The sequence below is a fragment of the Flavilitoribacter nigricans DSM 23189 = NBRC 102662 genome, from assembly GCF_002646595.1.
GTDB classification, from domain to species: Bacteria; Bacteroidota; Bacteroidia; order Chitinophagales; family Saprospiraceae; genus Flavilitoribacter; species Flavilitoribacter nigricans.
This window is the reverse complement of the sequence record NZ_PDUD01000064.1, coordinates 1-16,943: the sequence shown is the minus strand read 5'-3', so window position 1 is coordinate 16,943 and position 16,943 is coordinate 1. Positions and strand designations below refer to the sequence as shown.

General features: G+C 50.4%; 12 protein-coding genes. 8 read left to right on the top strand and 4 right to left on the bottom strand.

Features of this window, described 5'->3' with window-relative positions:
- The first annotated feature begins 2 nt into the window (after nt 1-2).
- Entirely contained in the window at nt 3-1,154 is a 1,152-nt protein-coding gene (gene bshA / locus CRP01_RS38950; protein ID WP_099155523.1) for an N-acetyl-alpha-D-glucosaminyl L-malate synthase BshA, read from the top strand.
- Nucleotides 1,155-1,512: 358 nt separating this feature from the next.
- On the opposite strand, the gene CRP01_RS38945 is transcribed toward bshA, so the two are convergent.
- The 4 genes from CRP01_RS38945 to lpxK are packed head-to-tail and all read right to left on the bottom strand — an operon-like array spanning nt 1,513 to nt 5,589.
- Nucleotides 1,513-2,148, bottom strand: a complete 636-nt coding sequence (locus CRP01_RS38945) for an RNA polymerase sigma factor (RefSeq protein ID WP_099155522.1) — start codon at nt 2,146-2,148, stop codon at nt 1,513-1,515.
- A complete protein-coding gene (locus CRP01_RS38940) occupies nt 2,136-3,263 on the bottom strand; it encodes a glycosyltransferase (protein ID WP_099155521.1) in 1,128 nt (375 codons plus the stop codon). Before CRP01_RS38940 ends, CRP01_RS38945 begins: the two co-directional genes overlap by 13 nt.
- Entirely contained in the window at nt 3,251-4,519 is a 1,269-nt protein-coding gene (locus tag CRP01_RS38935; RefSeq protein WP_170110732.1) for a 1-acyl-sn-glycerol-3-phosphate acyltransferase, read from the bottom strand. Before CRP01_RS38935 ends, CRP01_RS38940 begins: the two co-directional genes overlap by 13 nt.
- Nucleotides 4,520-4,521: 2 nt before the next feature.
- On the bottom strand, nt 4,522-5,589 hold the full coding sequence (lpxK, locus tag CRP01_RS38930) for a tetraacyldisaccharide 4'-kinase (protein ID WP_099155519.1): 1,068 nt from the start codon (nt 5,587-5,589) through the stop codon (nt 4,522-4,524).
- Between the two features lie 298 nt (nt 5,590-5,887).
- Here lpxK and CRP01_RS38925 point away from each other — a divergent pair, with 298 nt between their 5' ends.
- From CRP01_RS38925 to CRP01_RS38895, 7 genes are all read left to right on the top strand, one after another.
- On the top strand, nt 5,888-8,101 hold the full coding sequence (locus tag CRP01_RS38925) for a DUF5916 domain-containing protein (protein WP_099155518.1): 2,214 nt from the start codon (nt 5,888-5,890) through the stop codon (nt 8,099-8,101).
- A 217-nt stretch (nt 8,102-8,318) separates the two neighbouring features.
- The gene (locus tag CRP01_RS38920) at nt 8,319-8,942 is read left to right on the top strand and encodes an RNA polymerase sigma factor (protein WP_099155517.1); all 624 of its coding nucleotides are present in this window, start codon (nt 8,319-8,321) and stop codon (nt 8,940-8,942) included.
- A gap of 135 nt (nt 8,943-9,077) precedes the next feature.
- A complete protein-coding gene (locus CRP01_RS38915) occupies nt 9,078-10,106 on the top strand; it encodes a FecR family protein (protein WP_143473735.1) in 1,029 nt (342 codons plus the stop codon).
- A gap of 50 nt (nt 10,107-10,156) precedes the next feature.
- A complete protein-coding gene (locus CRP01_RS38910; protein ID WP_099155515.1) occupies nt 10,157-13,555 on the top strand; it encodes a SusC/RagA family TonB-linked outer membrane protein in 3,399 nt (1,132 codons plus the stop codon).
- Nucleotides 13,556-13,575: 20 nt separating this feature from the next.
- Nucleotides 13,576-15,225 (top strand): RagB/SusD family nutrient uptake outer membrane protein, encoded by a 1,650-nt coding sequence (locus tag CRP01_RS38905; protein ID WP_099155514.1) that lies wholly within the window; start codon nt 13,576-13,578, stop codon nt 15,223-15,225.
- 309 nt (nt 15,226-15,534) lie between these two features.
- Nucleotides 15,535-16,545, top strand: a complete 1,011-nt coding sequence (gene fbp, locus CRP01_RS38900) for a class 1 fructose-bisphosphatase (RefSeq protein WP_099155513.1) — start codon at nt 15,535-15,537, stop codon at nt 16,543-16,545.
- A 117-nt stretch (nt 16,546-16,662) separates the two neighbouring features.
- Nucleotides 16,663-16,943, top strand: a 281-nt coding sequence (locus CRP01_RS38895; RefSeq protein ID WP_143473734.1) for a transposase, incomplete at its 3' end; no start/stop codon positions are given.

Sequence of the window (16,943 nt, the reverse complement as noted above, 5' to 3'; positions counted from 1 at the left end):
TTATGAAAATTGGAATCGTATGTTATCCCACTTATGGGGGTAGTGGTGTAGTAGCTACTGAATTGGGAATAGGTTTAGCTGATCGTGGTCATGAAGTTCACTTTATCACTTACCGCCGACCAGCCCGTCTTACTCATTTTCACGAGAATTTGTTTTTTCACGAAGTCTCCGGGGAAGACTACCCACTGTTTGAATACGCACCTTATGATACTGCACTGGCCAGTAAGCTGGTCGATGTCGTAAAATTTGAAAATCTGGATCTTTTGCACGTACATTACGCCATTCCGCACGCTGCTGTTGCTTATATGGCCAAAAAGATCCTCCTGACCGAAGGCCGCTACGTACCGGTAGTTACCACACTGCACGGAACGGATATCACCCTGGTGGGGATGAACAAGGCATTCGCGCCGGTGGTGACTTTTTCTATCAATAAATCAGACGGCGTCACGGCCGTCTCGGAAAGCCTCCGGCAGCAAACCCTGGATCAGTTCAAGATTGACCAGGAGATCAAGGTGATCCATAACTTTATCGATTTCAGCCGCTTCAAGCGGATCAATAAAGACCATTTCAAAAAGGCCATTGCGCCCAACGGCGAACGGATTCTGGCCCACGTGTCCAATTTCAGAAAAGTTAAACGCATCGAAGACGTCATCCACGTTTTTAAACACGTTTACGAAGAAGTGCCTTCCAAGCTGTTACTGATCGGCGATGGCCCTGAGCGCCGGAACCTGGAAGAACTCTGCCGGAAGATCGGCCTCTGCCACGAAGTACGCTTCCTGGGTAAACAGGATGCCGTAGAGGAATTGCTATCCATCTCCGATCTTTTCCTGATGCCTTCCGCCAGCGAAAGCTTCGGATTGGCCGCACTGGAAGCGATGGCCTGTGAGGTACCGGTGATCTCCTCCAATATCGGTGGTCTGCCGGAAGTAAACATTCACGGTGAAACGGGTTTCCTGAGCGATGTGGGCGATGTGGAGGACATGGCCAAAAATGCCATCAAGATCCTAAAGGACCCCGAACTGCTCAAAAAGTTCCGTAAAAATGCACTGGCTCAGGCCGAACGTTTCGACATTGCCGCCATCCTGCCTCAGTACGAGGATTATTACGAACAGGTGATCGCGAAGGCGATGTATGTGAAGACGGGGGTGGATTGATTGGAGATGTCAGGTGTCAGGTGTCAGGTGTCAGGATTGGAGGGGTGAGGGGTCAGGCTCTAGGGTGCATGATTCTGGAGAGGAGGAGAAACCTTTCGTCCAACAGTACTCCGGATATATCGAATAGGAATGAGTGGATTTTCAACACCGCAACACCGCAACACCGCAACACCGCAACACAAAAAACTCAACACCCCATAAAATAGAAAAACGCCTCCGGAAACTTGCGTTCCCGACAGGCGTTCTCCTGAAGTTTATGGTGTAGTTAGTTTTTATTTACCTCCGGTAAAGCTCTTTTGACGGGACCATTCGGCCCCCGTATTCCTCTGTGGTCACAAATGTAGATGTATTCACCTCACTAGCTTCTTTTTGTGTTATCCAGATATGCACTTGCGCCCGGCTTCTGCAACAACTCGTAGAGCATTTCTTTAGCTCTGAAAAGTTGTGCTTTGACGGTGCCCAGAGGAATGTTAAGAAGGGAAGATATTTCATCGTAACTTAACTCATCGAAATACCGCAACTGAATCATCTGGCGATATTTGTCGTTGAGTTGGGTAATAACGGTGCGCATCAGCTTTTGACGTTGTTGTCGGATGACCTGTTCTTCGGGGTTCATCACCGATGAACGCAGACTGATCGTGTAGTCGTGGTCACTATCAGGCTCCACTGGTTCGTCGATAGACAACATGCGTAGTTTCTTTCTCCGTACGTGATCGATGCCGTTATTGATAGCGATCCGGAATAACCAGGTGCTAAAGGCATAATTCGGCACGTAGGAAGGTAATTTGATGAAGGCTTTACCGAAGGCTTCAATCGTCAGATCGTGTGCATCTTCCTGGTCATTGACCATTTTGTACATCAATCGGTAGATCGAACCCTGGTAACGGTTCATCAAAAGGGTGTACGCATTTTGGTCGCCGGCTACGGCGCGCTTTACGATTTCATAATCTTCAATCGCTTTTTTGCTCAGGGATTTTTTGGCTACAATTTCCATTTTTTTAGATTACCGGTGGTTAACAATACCGGTGAGAGGAAGAGATAATAACAAGTAAAGGCAGCATCTAGAAGTGGGATCCACCGGTAGAGGGAAGGATCCTGGAGCAACTTCAAAATGCGAGAGTACATCCACTGTACTACCCCCATTCTCACCAAAAACATAAGGATGACCGCAGGCGCGTAGGTAGTAGGCAGCATGATCAGCACACCGAGGTAGTGCATCACATGGCTGCCGGCCAACCCTCCCAGCAATATCTGATGGGAAAGCTTGTACCGACTACCGGTGGTCAAGTGTCGAGATTTTTGGTAATAGTAGCCTCTCCAGGTTCTTTTGGGTTCTGACACCACAAAAGTGTCCGGATGGATTATAATGGCCGTATTACGGCCGTTTGCTGCTTGGTTGATGAACAAATCGTCATCACCCGAAGCGATATGTACATGGGATAAAAATCCCTGTTGTTTGCGAAATAATGATTTAAGATAAGCCAGATTACGACCAACACCCATGTAGGGCTTTTTCATTAATGCAAATGAAAAATACTGTATCGCGGTGTAAACTGCCTCAAAACGTATGAAGATATTGACGAAGCCAGCGTGGAGATTATACGGACTATAACCAAGCGCGATCTCTGTTTCGCCCCGTAAAGCACCGGCCATAATGGAGAGCCAATGTTTACTATTCGGACGACAATCCGCATCGGTTAATAATAGTCTTTCAAAACGGGCGGCTTCAATGCCCCTACTCAATGCTACCTTTTTGCCAGGTAACGTTTGCTCTTTTAACTGAATAAGCTGCAATATCGGATATTTATTTTTAATATCCAAAAGAATTCCCCAACTTTTATCGGAAGAATTATCATCCACCACAATTACTTCAAATTGCGGATAGTCCTGTTCCAATACGTAAACGAGGTTTTTTTGCAGGTTTTCCGCTTCATTCCGGACACAAATTACAATGGAGACGGGAGGGAGTTCGGCCCCGGGTTGCGGTCGTTTTCTCGTTTCCCGGTAATAGGCAAGTCGGGAAAATACCAGCAACCAATATCCCAGTTGCATCACGGTGGCCAGCAGGGTTAGCCAAAAAATGATCTCTGTAAAGCTTATTGGTCCCAATTCCGGATTATCTCATTTCTCAATTTTTGCAGTTCTTCCCGTTTTTCCGAAGCCAGTCGACGGTAACGCCAGCGAAGTTCCATATTTCGGTACCAACGCGACAGGCGCCAGTAAAGTATCCCGGAAACGGGCAGACTGAGCAGGTATAACCATCCCGCCAGATCCCCCAAATAAGCTTCCACCAGTTTGGATTGCAACCAGTAGAAAAGTGGGATCGTGATCAGAGCGGTAAGAATTTTTACCGTGGCGTTGTACCCCCGGTAGAGATCCAGCTTCCGGCTCAGCCAGACAGGGATCTTCACCGCCAGATAATTATTGATCAGGCCGTACAGATAAACGGGCAACGCCAGAATAGCCCCCAAAGAAAACCCGGAACGACTCCGCCCGGAAACGGCCCGGTCCTTCACCCGCGCGGCCTGCAGGGAGGTGCGGTAGTTATCCAGTAGGGTATAGAATTCTTCATCATTTTTTTCCCTCATGGTTTGCAGCAGTTCCATTTCCCGCTGGAAACGTTTCGCTCCGGACAGCGGTTTTTCGTGCTGGATCACTGTTTCCAGCGTACGCAGCCGCTCGTCCTCCTGCTCGTTTTCGGTATTGATCAGCAGATTGCCCAGTTGCTGCTCCAGTTCTTCGGTCAGACTACGGACCGTCTGGATCGGATCGCTTTCGTAGGACTCCCGCAATCGTTGGGGAAATATGGGCGCTCCCACATTGACGATCATACGGCTGCCGCAGATCTCGGGCCGGTAATAGGTCAGTCCCACGGGAATGATCGCCACCCCTACCTCATAATTGTTCTTTTTCTCGGTACTCAGCGCAATGCGGGCCGTCCCCGTCTTGAGCGGCCGCAACCGGCGTTCCATTTCACTGGTACCTTCCGGTGCGATGTACAATACGCCACCGCCCGCTAAATGCTCATTGGCCCGGGAAAAGGAATCCTCGTTGCTGATGTTCTTCTTTCCGCCCTTATCCTGCGGACGCTGTACCGGAATGCAGTAAAACGTATTAAAAAACCAGTGGCCGAAACCTGATTTAAACAATCCGGCATTAGCCAGAAAAAAGACCAGCTTCTGGGCTTTGGCCGCAACGGTCAGGGGGTCGACCAGGGTATTGGGGTGATTGGAAACCAGTATGGCCGGATAGTCAAACCGCAGGCGCTCGGGGTGAATATAGATCTTGTAGGGATAAAAGATCCGCAACGCCAGGCGAACGATAAGCTTGAGGAACTGATAAAAACCGTAAAGTAGCGGGTTCAAAGTTATACCTTAAATTTAAGTAAGAAGTTCTTGACGGCCTCATTGAAAGCAGCCGCTTCACCGAAATGAAACTGTACCTGCACGGGCAAAACAAAGATAGGTAAACGTTCCTCAAAGAGAAACTTGCGATGTAATTCCATCCGCATCGCATCTTTCTCGGTAGTCAGGATGATCTTCTTTTCCGATTTCAGTTCGTTGAAAGCCCGTTTAAGATCCGCCATATCGGATTTGGTGAAGTAGTGATGATCCTCAAATTCGAGTGCCCGGACGGTGTTGACCTGCTCCGTCAGATGGTCGGTAAGGTATTCGGTGCGCGCAATAGCGCTGATCAGCAGCACATCCCAGTCCGGTTGCAGATTTGCCCGGTACCGACCGTCAAATATATAGTAGGGCTGGTGATAACGGTAATAGGAAAAGAAAAGTTGCTGGTGCGGAAAGGGTTTGATCTCATCGATGAAAGCCTGCCGTTCCGCTTCGCCCATCCGCTGCGGGCATTTGGAGACCACAATGATGTCCGCCCGTTCGTAGGCCGAACGCCATTCCCGCAGCCGACCGGAAGGCAGCAAATAATCGCGGGTGAATGGGTGGCTGTATTCAGTGAGCAGGATATTCAGCCCGGGTTTTACGGAGCGGTGCTGAAAGGCATCATCTAGTAAGACGAGTTGCGTCTCCGGCCGGTCCGAAACGATCTGTGGGATGCCGAACGAACGGCTTTCCGATACCGTCACCATGATGTCCGGGAACTTCCTTTTGAACTGCAGCGGTTCGTCTCCAACCTGTTCGGCGGTCATCTTTTGTTGCACCTCGATATACCCTCTGCTTTTTCTTTTGTATCCCCGGCTCAGCGTAGCGATGTTGATGTAATCCCGCAGGAGCAGGATGAGGTATTCGATATGGGGTGTTTTCCCGGCACCGCCTACCGAGAGGTTGCCCACCGAGATCACCGGCAGGTTAAATTCTACAGACTTGAGCAGCCCTTTGCGGTAGAAAAAATCCCGCAGGCTCATGATCACGCCGTAAAGCAGTGAAAATGGGGCCAGTAGGATCTTTACAAGGTAGTTTTGGATCATGGAATAATTTAAAAGTTATAATGGCATCGGATGCCGGGTTACCGTATATATACACCTAAAGCGGCGATTTCGTTGCATTCGGCCCTTCCGGCCGGCAGTAACAGCCCGCTCTCAGGTGCTCCCGTTTTTGTTAACAATTTTCAAATAAGCTTTTTATTAGCAAATTATCAACTTCCTTTTCAGAGATTTGTTAATCTTTATCTCTCTCTATGATGACCTTAAAAGCATAGTTGCCAACAATCTATTACTACCAAAAGACCAGACACATTACACCTAATTATTACGGTAAACTTTAATCATGCTTAGCTCAAGGGTTTTAGGTCTGCTAATTTTTCTTTCAACTTCCACTACACTGGCCATTGCAAATAACGGTGATAAGTCTCCTCCCCGCATGTTCGTGGGCCGGGCGGACAGTCCCGTAGTGATCGACGGCTTCCTCGACGAAGAAGCCTGGGGCAAAAGTCAGCCGGCGAAAGATTTCTGGTCTGTCTTTCCTACCGATACCATGCAGTCTCCCGTGCAAACGGAGATCTACATGGTTTTCGATGATCAATACCTCTATATCGGCGCCAAGTGCTATTCGCAGGGGCAGGATTACGTGATCACCTCTCTGCGCAGGGACTACCGGGCCGGAGGGAATGACAATATTACCTTTTTGCTGGATCCGTTCAGTGATCGTACCAACGCTTTCGTTTTTGGCATGAATCCCTACGGCGTTCGCCGGGAGGCCCTGATCGCCAACGGCGGCCAGAACCGGGAGGACTTCGATGAATCCTGGGATAATAAATGGCGCGGCACCTCCAAGATACACGATGGATACTGGGTTTGCGAACTGGCTATTCCCTTCAGCACGCTGCGATTTAAAGAAAATGTGCGGGAATGGAAGTTCAACAGCTACCGGATGGATACGCAATCCAATACCCGTTCCAGCTGGCACCACATCCCCCAGAACCAGATCATCATGAGCCTGGCCTACATGGGCGTCATGGAATGGGAGGAAGCACCGAAAAAATCGGGAGGAAGTGTCGCCGTCATCCCCTATGTTTCCGGCGGCCACAGCAAAAACTATGAAGAAAGAACGCCCGGGAATTCCGATATCTCGTTCGGCGGAGATGCCAAGATCGGACTTACGCCAAGTCTCAATCTGGACCTCACCGTCAATCCGGATTTTTCCCAGGTGGAGGTAGACCAGCAGGTGCTGAACCTGGAACGCTTCGAAGTCTTCTTTCCCGAGCGACGGCAATTCTTTCTGGAAAATGCCGACCTGTTCGGCAGCTTCGGGGACGAAAGGATCAACCCCTTCTTCTCCCGACGGATCGGATCGGCCAAAGTGCTGGATGAGGAAGGCGATGAGACCGGGATCCAGAACTCCATCCTCTACGGTGCCCGTTTGAGTGGAAAACTGGACAAGAACTGGCGCACTGGCCTGCTGAATATGCAAACCGCCCGGGACGAGGAATACGATCTGCCGAGTTATAATTACACCGTGGCGGCGGTTCAGCGAAAAGTATTCAGCCGGTCGAACGTGGGATTGATCTTCGTCAACAAACAGGCCCTGAGCGATACCGAGCAGAACGATTATTTTCAGAATTACAATCGGGTAGTCGGTCTGGATTACAACCTGGCCTCCAGCGATAACCAGTGGGTAGGCAAAGCCTTCTTGCACCGTTCTTTCAGTGAGACCCAGCAAGACAAAGCTTTTGCGCATGGCTTCCGGATGGAACACCGCAAACGCCCCTACAGCGTAAAGTGGGTCCACCAGTACGTGGGGGAGGGATACGATGCCCAGGTAGGCTTCATTCGCCGGCACAACTATTTCCGGATTATGCCGGAAGCCCAGTTGTACTTTTATCCCGGTAAAGGATTCATCAATTCCCACGGCCCGGGGGTGGAGATAGAAACACTCTGGACGCCCGGATTTGGGCGTTCGGACCACAGTCTCGGTCTTTTTTGGGATGCCGATCTTCGGAATACCAGCAGTATCCGGTTTACCCTGAAAAATGAGTACATCTACCTCTTTGACGAATTTGATCCGTCCCGTACCGATCTGGCCCCTCTTCCCGGTGGGGCGGGATACAATTACAGCAGTGTCAACCTGAATTATCGCTCCGACCGTCGCCGCAAGTTGGCCTGGGACGGAGAATTCACCATTGGAGAGTTTTTCAACGGGAATCGCTACCAGGTGGAAGGCAGCCTTACCTATCGTTATCAGCCCTATGGTTTTATCACCGTAGACGTCAGCTACAGCCGTCTGAACCTGCCGACCGGAAAAACAGACTTGTTGCTGGTCGGTCCTCGGATCGATCTGACCTTCAGCAAAAATGTTTTTCTCACTACCTTTCTGCAGTACAACAGTCAGGTGGACAACTTCAACGTCAATACCCGTTTCCAGTGGCGGTTTGCGCCCGTATCGGATTTCTTCCTGGTGTATACGGACAATTACATAGCCAACAACTTCACCATTAAAAACCGGGCGCTGGTGGCTAAACTAACGTATTGGCTCAACCTTTGAGCCGCCAGTATCTGATCCTCATCGGTTAGCCTGATCTGTCTGGTTATTTTTGAGAAAATGCGGGACAAGATCCGGACAGGCATTTTTATTCCACAGTGAATTGTACTGTGAAACAGTGATTTAAAACGTCCTAAGCATTGGACAAAGATTTTGCGATTCCTTTAATTTCGTTATTTTTAAACTGCATCCTTTTAGCAAAATCAGATTTGCGATCACTATGTCTCCCAACCAAAGGGACCATCAACTGTGGGAAGATCTCCGGAAAGGTAGTTCTCCTGCCCTATCCAAACTATTCCAAACCTATGCTGATGAGCTTTTCAGCTATGGGATGCTGGAGTGTGGAGATCAATCCGTTGTAGAAGACAGTATTCAGAATCTGTTTTTACGGATCTGGAAAAACCATCGCAAACTCCGTCCCGTAGACAATATCAAGGCCTACCTCATTGCCTCTTTAAGCAATGCCATCCGGGACAATTACCGCAAACTAAAGATCGTTCCCAGCTTTCGCTTATCGATCCCGGAAGACTTCACCATCGCCGATCCCTGGCTGGTCCAGACCAGTACCGAAGAGGAGTGGATCCGCCGGGAACAGCAACAATTGCAGCGATCTTTACTACAGGAATGTTTAGCATCCTTACCCGAGCGGATGCAGCAGGTCATCTATCTGCGTTATTCCTCCGGATTAGACTATGCCGAAATAGCGGAGGTAATGGGGATAAAGCCCCAGACAGTTGCCAATATGATCCACCGGGCATCCAAAAAGTTGCGGCATTTTTCCGAGCGCTATACCGAAAGACTCCTGTTCTTCCTATCCTTTAGCCTACTATTTTTTTGGGGTTGATTATTTTTTTTGAAAAAAAATTCTAACAAAAGGAGTATACCTCATTTTATCTAGCGTCTTACCTATATAGAGCAGAATATTATTTTGAAAAAGAATCACCATACTGCTCTTTTGACCAACCAGTGGAATTTTTACATGGAGAAAGAAAATTATCAGCATCACTCGGTAGATGAGTTAGCCGCCGACCCGGACTTTCAAAGATGGGTAAAGCAGCCTACCGCTTCGGATCAGGAGTTCTGGCGAGATGTGATCAACACCTATCCACACCTGCAGTCCGATATACTTGCGGCTCGTCAACTGGTATTAATTGCTCATTCCAACGAACGGACCGGGCAGTGGGCCGAAGAGCGAAAACAGGCCACGCATGATCGCATCATGCAATCGGTCAATCAGCCGAAGCGGCGCGGATCCTATCGCTTTTTATGGGTTCCGGCGGCAGCGGCGTCTCTGCTGTTTATGGTGGCCTGTATCTGGTTGCTCTGGCCCACCTCCGTTGGGGCGAATCAGGAAGTGGTCTACCGTACGGACTTTGGAGAAACCTTATTACTCACGCTGCCGGACAGCTCCCGGGTAACCCTCAATTCCAATTCGGAGCTAAGGCTGGGTGCCAGTTGGGAAACCGGAGCCGACCGGAAGGTAACCCTAAGCGGTGAGGCGTACTTTGAGATAGAACCCAAGCCGGCTACCAGAGCCAAATTTACCGTAGTGACCAAAGATCTTGAGGTCAATGTGCTGGGTACGGCCTTCAATGTCTTTTCCCGCGAACGGGAGACCAGCGTCACGCTGGACGAAGGCACGGTAGAACTAAGCTTAAATGGTCAGGCCGAAAAATTGCTCACCCAGCCCGGCGAACATGTGGTGTATTCCGCCCGCGATCAGCGGCTACTCGAGGATGAAGTTGTTCCCGGCACGCAAAGCTCCTGGAAAGATGGCGTGCTGATCTTTGAAGACATCCCCCTGGAAGAACTGGGAAATATCATCGAAGAGACCTTTGGTCTGGAAGCTGTATTTCAGGACGACGGCATTCGCCAAAAACGGATCACCGGCACAGTGCCGGGCGCTCATGATCTGGACTTATTACTGGAAACCCTGGAGGCCGCTCTCAAGATCAGGATCATTCAAACGGATAGTCTGGTGCGTTTCGAAAACCCTGCCGCTGAATAAAGCAGCAGTGGTGATCCGTTTTTCTACACGATTACGAAAAATCTTTTTTTATGAAAATACCTGTACTATTCCTTCTGGCCTTACTCCCCTTATGGGGGTTGACGGGTCAGGACCTAACCCGTAATTTTCTGGTCGCGAATAATGACCACAACTACATCTACGTTCAGCCCTCTTCGGCTACAGAAAATGCTGTTTATCTGGTCGATGCACTCAAGACGCTACAGAAGCAGTACCGTGTTTACTTCACCTACTCCAACGAAATAGTAAACCGGCAAAAGGTCGTTTTCCCCAATGAGCGGTCCACCAGCCTGGAAGACAAGCTGCAGCAAATGTTACATCCTTTGCGACTGCGCTTCAAAAAGGTGCGGAGCAACATTTTCGTCATTACCGACCGGGAATCGGAACTACCAATGCAGACGGAGATCCTGTCCGATCGAAAAGAGGCCGAAAATCAACCGGAATACCGATCTAAATTCGAGCCGGTGGTACCACTGAAAAATGCGAGAAAAACCCATGTCAAACTATTGGAATTCCCGGTATCGGGGGTCGTTATGGATAATGACGGCGTACCGCTCATCGGTGTCAACGTTATGGTGAAAGGCACCGCTCAGGGAACCATCACCGATGTGGACGGCCGGTTTTCCCTGGATGTACTGAACGGCAATGAAACGCTGGTATTTTCCTATATCGGTTTTGAGACCATGGAGATGCCCATCAGCAGGCGCAGCGAATTGACCGTTACCATGCTGGCTGCTTCGACCTCTCTGGACGAGATCGTTGTAGTCGGCTATGGCTCTATGAAGAAAAGTGACCTTACCGGCGCCGTTTCTTCTATCTCCAGCGAGGACCTGGCCGAATCTCCGGCATCCAATCTGATCGAGCAATCGCAGGGACGTCTGGCCGGGGTAGATATCGTAAAATCCGACGGCTCACCGGGCTCCAATACGCAGATCCGGATCCGGGGTAACCGTTCTATCAATGCCAGTAATGAACCGCTTTTCGTGATCGACGGCATTCCGACCACTTTGAGCATCAACGATTTCAACCCCAACGACATCGCCTCAATCGAAGTATTGAAAGACGCCAGCGCGGTAGCGATCTACGGTTCCCGCGGCGCCAACGGTGTGGTACTCATCACAACCAAAAGGGGAAAAGCCGGTAAAGGCACGGTCAGCTATAATGGTTACTACGGCTTCAAAGAACCGTATGAGAATATCGATGTGATGAATGCCCAGGAGTACGCCCGTTTCGCCCGGGTGGCCAACGGGGTAGATCCCAATGACGCCAGTCAGGATGCATCTTTTCTGGGTCCGGTACTGGCCGAAAATATCCAGCAGGGCATTTCGACCAACTGGTTGGATGAGGTCCTCCAGACGGGTACCCAACAGGATCACCAGCTCGCATTCAGCGGTGGAACACAGGGGCTGCGATACTATATATCCGGCGGTTATTACGATGAAGAAGGCGTGATCAGAAAGAGTGATTATACACGTTATTCGATCCGGGCGAACCTGGATGCCGACCTGAGTCCGAAACTCAATGTAGGGATCAGTTCAACGGCCAATTCGGATGTCCGGAATGTAATGTCGAATAACCCTTACGAAGCGTCGCTGCGCTATGTTCCCATTGTGGAACCCTACGATGCGGACGGCAATATTATCGCTTTCCCCAATCCTAACGAAGGATTACTGCGTTCTCCCCTAACTCAATATGCTCCCGGCCAGTGGGTGAACGAAACCAAAGGTTACCGGGTATTCACGAACCTGTACGGTGAGTACAAATTACTACCCAGATTGTCTTACCGCCTGAACTTCGGTACGGACCTGTCCACCGCCCGCCGGGGAACCTATACCGGAGATCTGGACGGTGATGCTCCTCAGGGAGCCATCCGGAACACCCAGACCTTTGCCTACACCATCGAGAATATCCTGACCTACGAACAGACGGTCGGTGACCACAATTTCAATATAGTGGGCCTGTTCAGTACCCAGGAAAACAACTTCGAATCCTCCAACCTGAGCGCCCGGGGTATTCCCATCGGCCGGTCTACCTTCAATGCGCTGGGCAGTGCCGCGGAGATTACCGGGATCGACAGCGATCTTTCGGAATGGGGGCTGCTGTCTTACATGGGGCGGATCAATTACCGCTTCAAGGACCGCTATCTGCTGACGGCCTCGGGCCGGGCCGACGGTTCATCCCGATTGGCGGAAGGCAATAAGTGGGCATTTTTCCCGGCCATATCCGCTGGTTGGATCGTTTCCGAAGAAGGCTTTATGCAAAACGGTCCCTTCTCTTTCCTTAAGCTGCGTCTGAGTTACGGTGAAGTGGGGAATACCTCCATCAATCCGTTCCAGACCCTCGGGGGACTGGCCCGTACGACCTATGCTTTCGGCAATGACGAAGCCTTTGGTTTCGGTCAGTCCGAGATCGCCAATCCGGATCTCAAATGGGAAGTGTCCAAGACCTACAATATCGGTCTGGACTTCGGCTTCTTCAACAATCGCCTGTCGGGCACCCTAGAGATCTACAATACCGACACCGAAGACCTGCTGCTGAGCCGGCTCCTGCCGATCACTTCCGGCTTTGGATCCGTGCTGCAGAATATCGGTTCTACCCGCAACCGGGGCTGGGAACTGACGCTGTCCGCCAACATTATGGACCGTCCCAATTCCGGTTTCCAGTGGGATATGGACTTCAATGTATTTTCGAACAATGAGGAGATCATAGAACTCTTTAACGGCTTATCTGATGACGTCGGTAACCAATGGTTCATCGGCAGCCCGATCAATGTATTCTACGATTTTGCCTTTGACGGCATCTGGCAGGCCGATCAGGCCGATGCGGCCCTACAGTACGGCCAGCAACCCGGCGATATCCGGATCCAGGATGTTAACGGCCGGGGCCCGGACGGGGAACTTACCAAACAGCCGGACGGCGTCATTAACAACGATGATCGCACCATTTTGGGCTCTACCGTTCCGGATTGGAGCGGAGGTATCAACACCCGGATCGGCTTCAAGGGGATCGATCTGGCCGTATTGGTTTACGCACGGCAGGGGCAGCTCCTGAGCAGTAACTTTCACAACCTGAGTGGCAACCGCTGGGAGGGTCGTTACTCGGCCTTCAACCTGAACTACTATTCACCGGATAACCCCACTAATGATGTCCCTCAGCCTCGCGCCGGAGGGCAGCCGCTTTACCAATCGTCGATCCGCTATTTTGACGGCTCTTTCGTCAAGATCCGGAGTATTACTTTGGGCTATTCCCTGCCGAAGGGCATTGCTTCCAAGATGGGCATGTCGAGCCTGCGGCTATACGGCCAGGCGACCAATCCTATCATTTTCTCTAAATACGATATTGTAGATCCGGAAACCTCCAACGGAGTAGTCGGCGGCAACAGTCCACTGACCAGTTCTACCTTCCTATTTGGTGTCAACGTTAAATTTTGAAAATTGTCAAATACCTTAATATGAAAAACCGTATTCAGTTTTTTTACGCAATGTGTTTGGCCGTTCCGGTTTTCCTTTTTTCATCCTGTGAGAAGATATTGGAAGAGGAGCCCCTTAGTCTGGCCACGGCCTCCGGTCATTATGTCGACCTGAGTGGATTGGAGGACGGCCTAAAAGCCTGCTACACTCCCCTGCGCAGTTTTTACGGCGATCAGGGCGGATTATTCTATACAGTTACCGGTACGGATATCTACACCAACGGCTTCGGCGGTGACAAGAACTTTCCGGCCATCAACAACTATTCCATCAACTTCAATAGTACTGCTCCCTTCCTGCAGGACATCTGGAATCCTTTCTACATCGGGATCAACCAGTGCAATACCATTGCCGGACGTGCACCGGAAGTGAGAGGCGTCAGCGATGCTGAGATCGCACGCATCACGGGAGAAGCCCGTTTTTTACGGGCACTCTATTATTTTCACCTGGTTCAGCAGTTTGGTGATGTGCATTTTACGCTGGAAGAAACCGTCGGCGTGGAAACCGAAGCCACGCGAACGCCGGTCGCCAGTATCTACGACCAGGGTATTATCCCGGATCTGGAGTACGCTATTGCCAATCTGCCGGTAGACGCGAAAGATTACGGCCGGGCCAATAAAGGCGCCGCGGAGGCCCTCATGGCCCGTGTGCAGCTCGTACAGCAAAATTACGCCGAAGCGCAACGATACGCGGAAAATGTGATCAACAACTATTCCTACAAGTTGGTCAAACCCTTCGGTGATCTGTGGCTGATCGATAATGATGTCAACGAGGAGATCATCTGGTCGGTGCAATATACCGACAACCCACTAACCAATGGCCCGGGTAATTCAGCCCACCTCTACTTCGTATTTGATTACACGAAAAATCCGGCTATGACGCGGGACCTGGAAAACGGTCGCCCGTTTCAGCGGTTCATGCCTACCAATTATTTCCTGAATATGTGGGATCCGGAGATCGACGCCCGTTGGGAAGGATCATTCAAAACGCTCTGGATTGCCAACCGGTCCGGAACGATCAACGATCAGACCGTTAGTCCCGGAGATACCGCTATTTTCATTGCCATCAAGCCGGTTGACGACCAGATCCAGGCCACCGTTCCTTACTGGTACATCGACTACAACGACGAAGATGTGGCCAACCAAAGTGAATTCTTCGAGATCGGAGGGAATAACCGCCGGAATTTTCCGGTACTGAAGAAGTACCTCGATCCGCTGCGATCGGCCATCAATGCTACCGATGGCCGCCGCGATTTTCCCGTCATCCGTTTGGGAGAAATGTACTTGATCGCGGCCGAAGCGGCCTTCCAGCAGGGTGAAACTGCGGTTGCTGCCGCGCATATGAACGTTCTGCGTGAGCGGGCGGCCATAGCGGGTAAAGAAGCGGAGATGATGGTTTCTGCGGAAGAACTGAGCCTGGATTTTATCCTCGACGAACGGGCCAAGGAACTGGCGGGAGAAATGCACCGCTGGTATGATCTGAAGCGCACCGGCAAACTTTTGGATCGCGTTCGGGCCCATAATTCGGATGCCTCACCGAATATCAAAGAGATGCACCTGGTGCGTCCCATTCCTCAAACGCAGATCGACCGGGTTTCCAATCCGGGGGATTTCCCCCAAAATCCCGGTTATTGATTGATAGCCGGTAAAAAAGTCTCGTATGGCTCTGCCGGCTGACTGGTTGTATTCACAGATATCCCGCTTTTTGTTCCGCCGGGATATCTGTGAATAATCTCCTCTAATACCCACATTACTCTTCTGTAGGTCTTATCCCACGCTTACATTCAGTCTTTCGATCCTCCATCGATGCAAGGGACCACAATTACCAAGCGTTAAGCATTGAGAAAAAGTCAATTTCCGGGTCTTACAATACCAATATTTCAAAGAATCCCCGTATCATAGTCTCACTAAGACTCAGAATTATAAAACAATAGCCTCATCTCCATGTCCGAAAAACTCAAAAAATTTACCCAGCCCGTAGGTATTACGCTAGACCGGTTTATTGAAAAGGATCGAAGACGTTTTCCGAATGCAACCGGAGAACTCTCCCAGATCCTGCGGGACATTGCCCTCGCCGCCAAGATCCTCAACCGGGACATCAACCACTCCGGCCTGATCGGCATTGAGGGAGTGGTCGGAACGGAAAACATCCAGGGGGAAGCCCAAAAAATGCTGGATGTGATCGCGGATGTGCGATTCAGCCGGGCGCTGCGTATCGGGGGGGAGATCTGCTGTATCGTTTCGGAAGAGCGGGATGAAATGATCGATACCGGCAACCACAATGCCAAATACGTGATGTCGATCGATCCCATTGACGGCTCCTCCAATGTAAATGTCAACATTTCCACGGGTACCGTTTTTTCCATTTTCCGCCGCATCACACCGGTAGGTACACCTCCCCTCGAGGAGGACACCTTACAGATCGGCCGCAAACAGGTAGCTGCCGGTTATATTCTGTACGGTTCTTCTACCATGCTGGTCTATACGACCGGCAATGGCGTGCAGGGTTTTACCTACGAACCTTCCCTGGGCGAATTCTACCTGTCCCACTCCCAGATGGAGATCCCGGAAGACGGGCAGATCTACTCCGTAAACGACGGGAATTTTTACGATTTTGATCCGGGTATCCAGACCTATCTCGACTTTTGTCGGCAGCAGCGGTACACCGCCCGTTACGTAGGTTCCATGATCGCCGATTTTCACCGCAATTTACTGCAGGGGGGCATCTATCTCTATCCGGCCACCCAGGATAAACCGGAGGGCAAACTACGGCTCCTTTACGAATGTATCCCGCTGGCTTTTATCGCCGAGCAGGCCGGTGGGATGGCCTCAAACGGAACGCAAAACATCCTGGACGTTCAGCCTTCCTCCCGGCATCAGCGGTCTCCGATGATCGTCGGTTCTAAGAAGATGGTGGAGACGGCTTTGGGGTTTGTGATGACGGTTGATGGTTGATGGTCGACGGTTGACAGTTGACGGTCGATGGTGGAGGGTTGACGGTCTGTGCGCGCCTGAAATAGGTTGACAAAAAAACGAGTGTACATACACTCAAAAAACCTTAAATTCAGGCACATGAAAAAGTCAAAGAAAACTCGATCTTACCTTCGGGAACGACGCTACTTCAGCGAAGATTTTCGTCGATCCCGCGTGAAAGAATATGATGAAGGTCAGACCAGTGTCAGCGAAATTTGTCGGGTGTATGGCGTTACCAAATCGGCAGTCTATAAATGGATTAAGAAATATTCGCCTCACTACCAAAGAAGCATTACCAAGGTAGTTGAGGAAAAAAGCGAGACGCAAAAACGCCTGGCTTTAGAGCAAAAAATCAAAGAATTAGAACAATTTATTGGCCG

Coding starts and splice junctions, on each gene's coding strand:
- bshA (WP_099155523.1), top strand. CDS start 3: ATGAAAATTGGAATCGTATGTTATCCCACTTATGGGGGTAGTGGTGTA.
- CRP01_RS38945 (WP_099155522.1), bottom strand. CDS start 2,148: ATGGAAATTGTAGCCAAAAAATCCCTGAGCAAAAAAGCGATTGAAGAT.
- lpxK (WP_099155519.1), bottom strand. CDS start 5,589: ATGATCCAAAACTACCTTGTAAAGATCCTACTGGCCCCATTTTCACTG.
- CRP01_RS38925 (WP_099155518.1), top strand. CDS start 5,888: ATGCTTAGCTCAAGGGTTTTAGGTCTGCTAATTTTTCTTTCAACTTCC.
- CRP01_RS38920 (WP_099155517.1), top strand. CDS start 8,319: ATGTCTCCCAACCAAAGGGACCATCAACTGTGGGAAGATCTCCGGAAA.
- CRP01_RS38915 (WP_143473735.1), top strand. CDS start 9,078: ATGGAGAAAGAAAATTATCAGCATCACTCGGTAGATGAGTTAGCCGCC.
- CRP01_RS38910 (WP_099155515.1), top strand. CDS start 10,157: ATGAAAATACCTGTACTATTCCTTCTGGCCTTACTCCCCTTATGGGGG.
- CRP01_RS38905 (WP_099155514.1), top strand. CDS start 13,576: ATGAAAAACCGTATTCAGTTTTTTTACGCAATGTGTTTGGCCGTTCCG.
- fbp (WP_099155513.1), top strand. CDS start 15,535: ATGTCCGAAAAACTCAAAAAATTTACCCAGCCCGTAGGTATTACGCTA.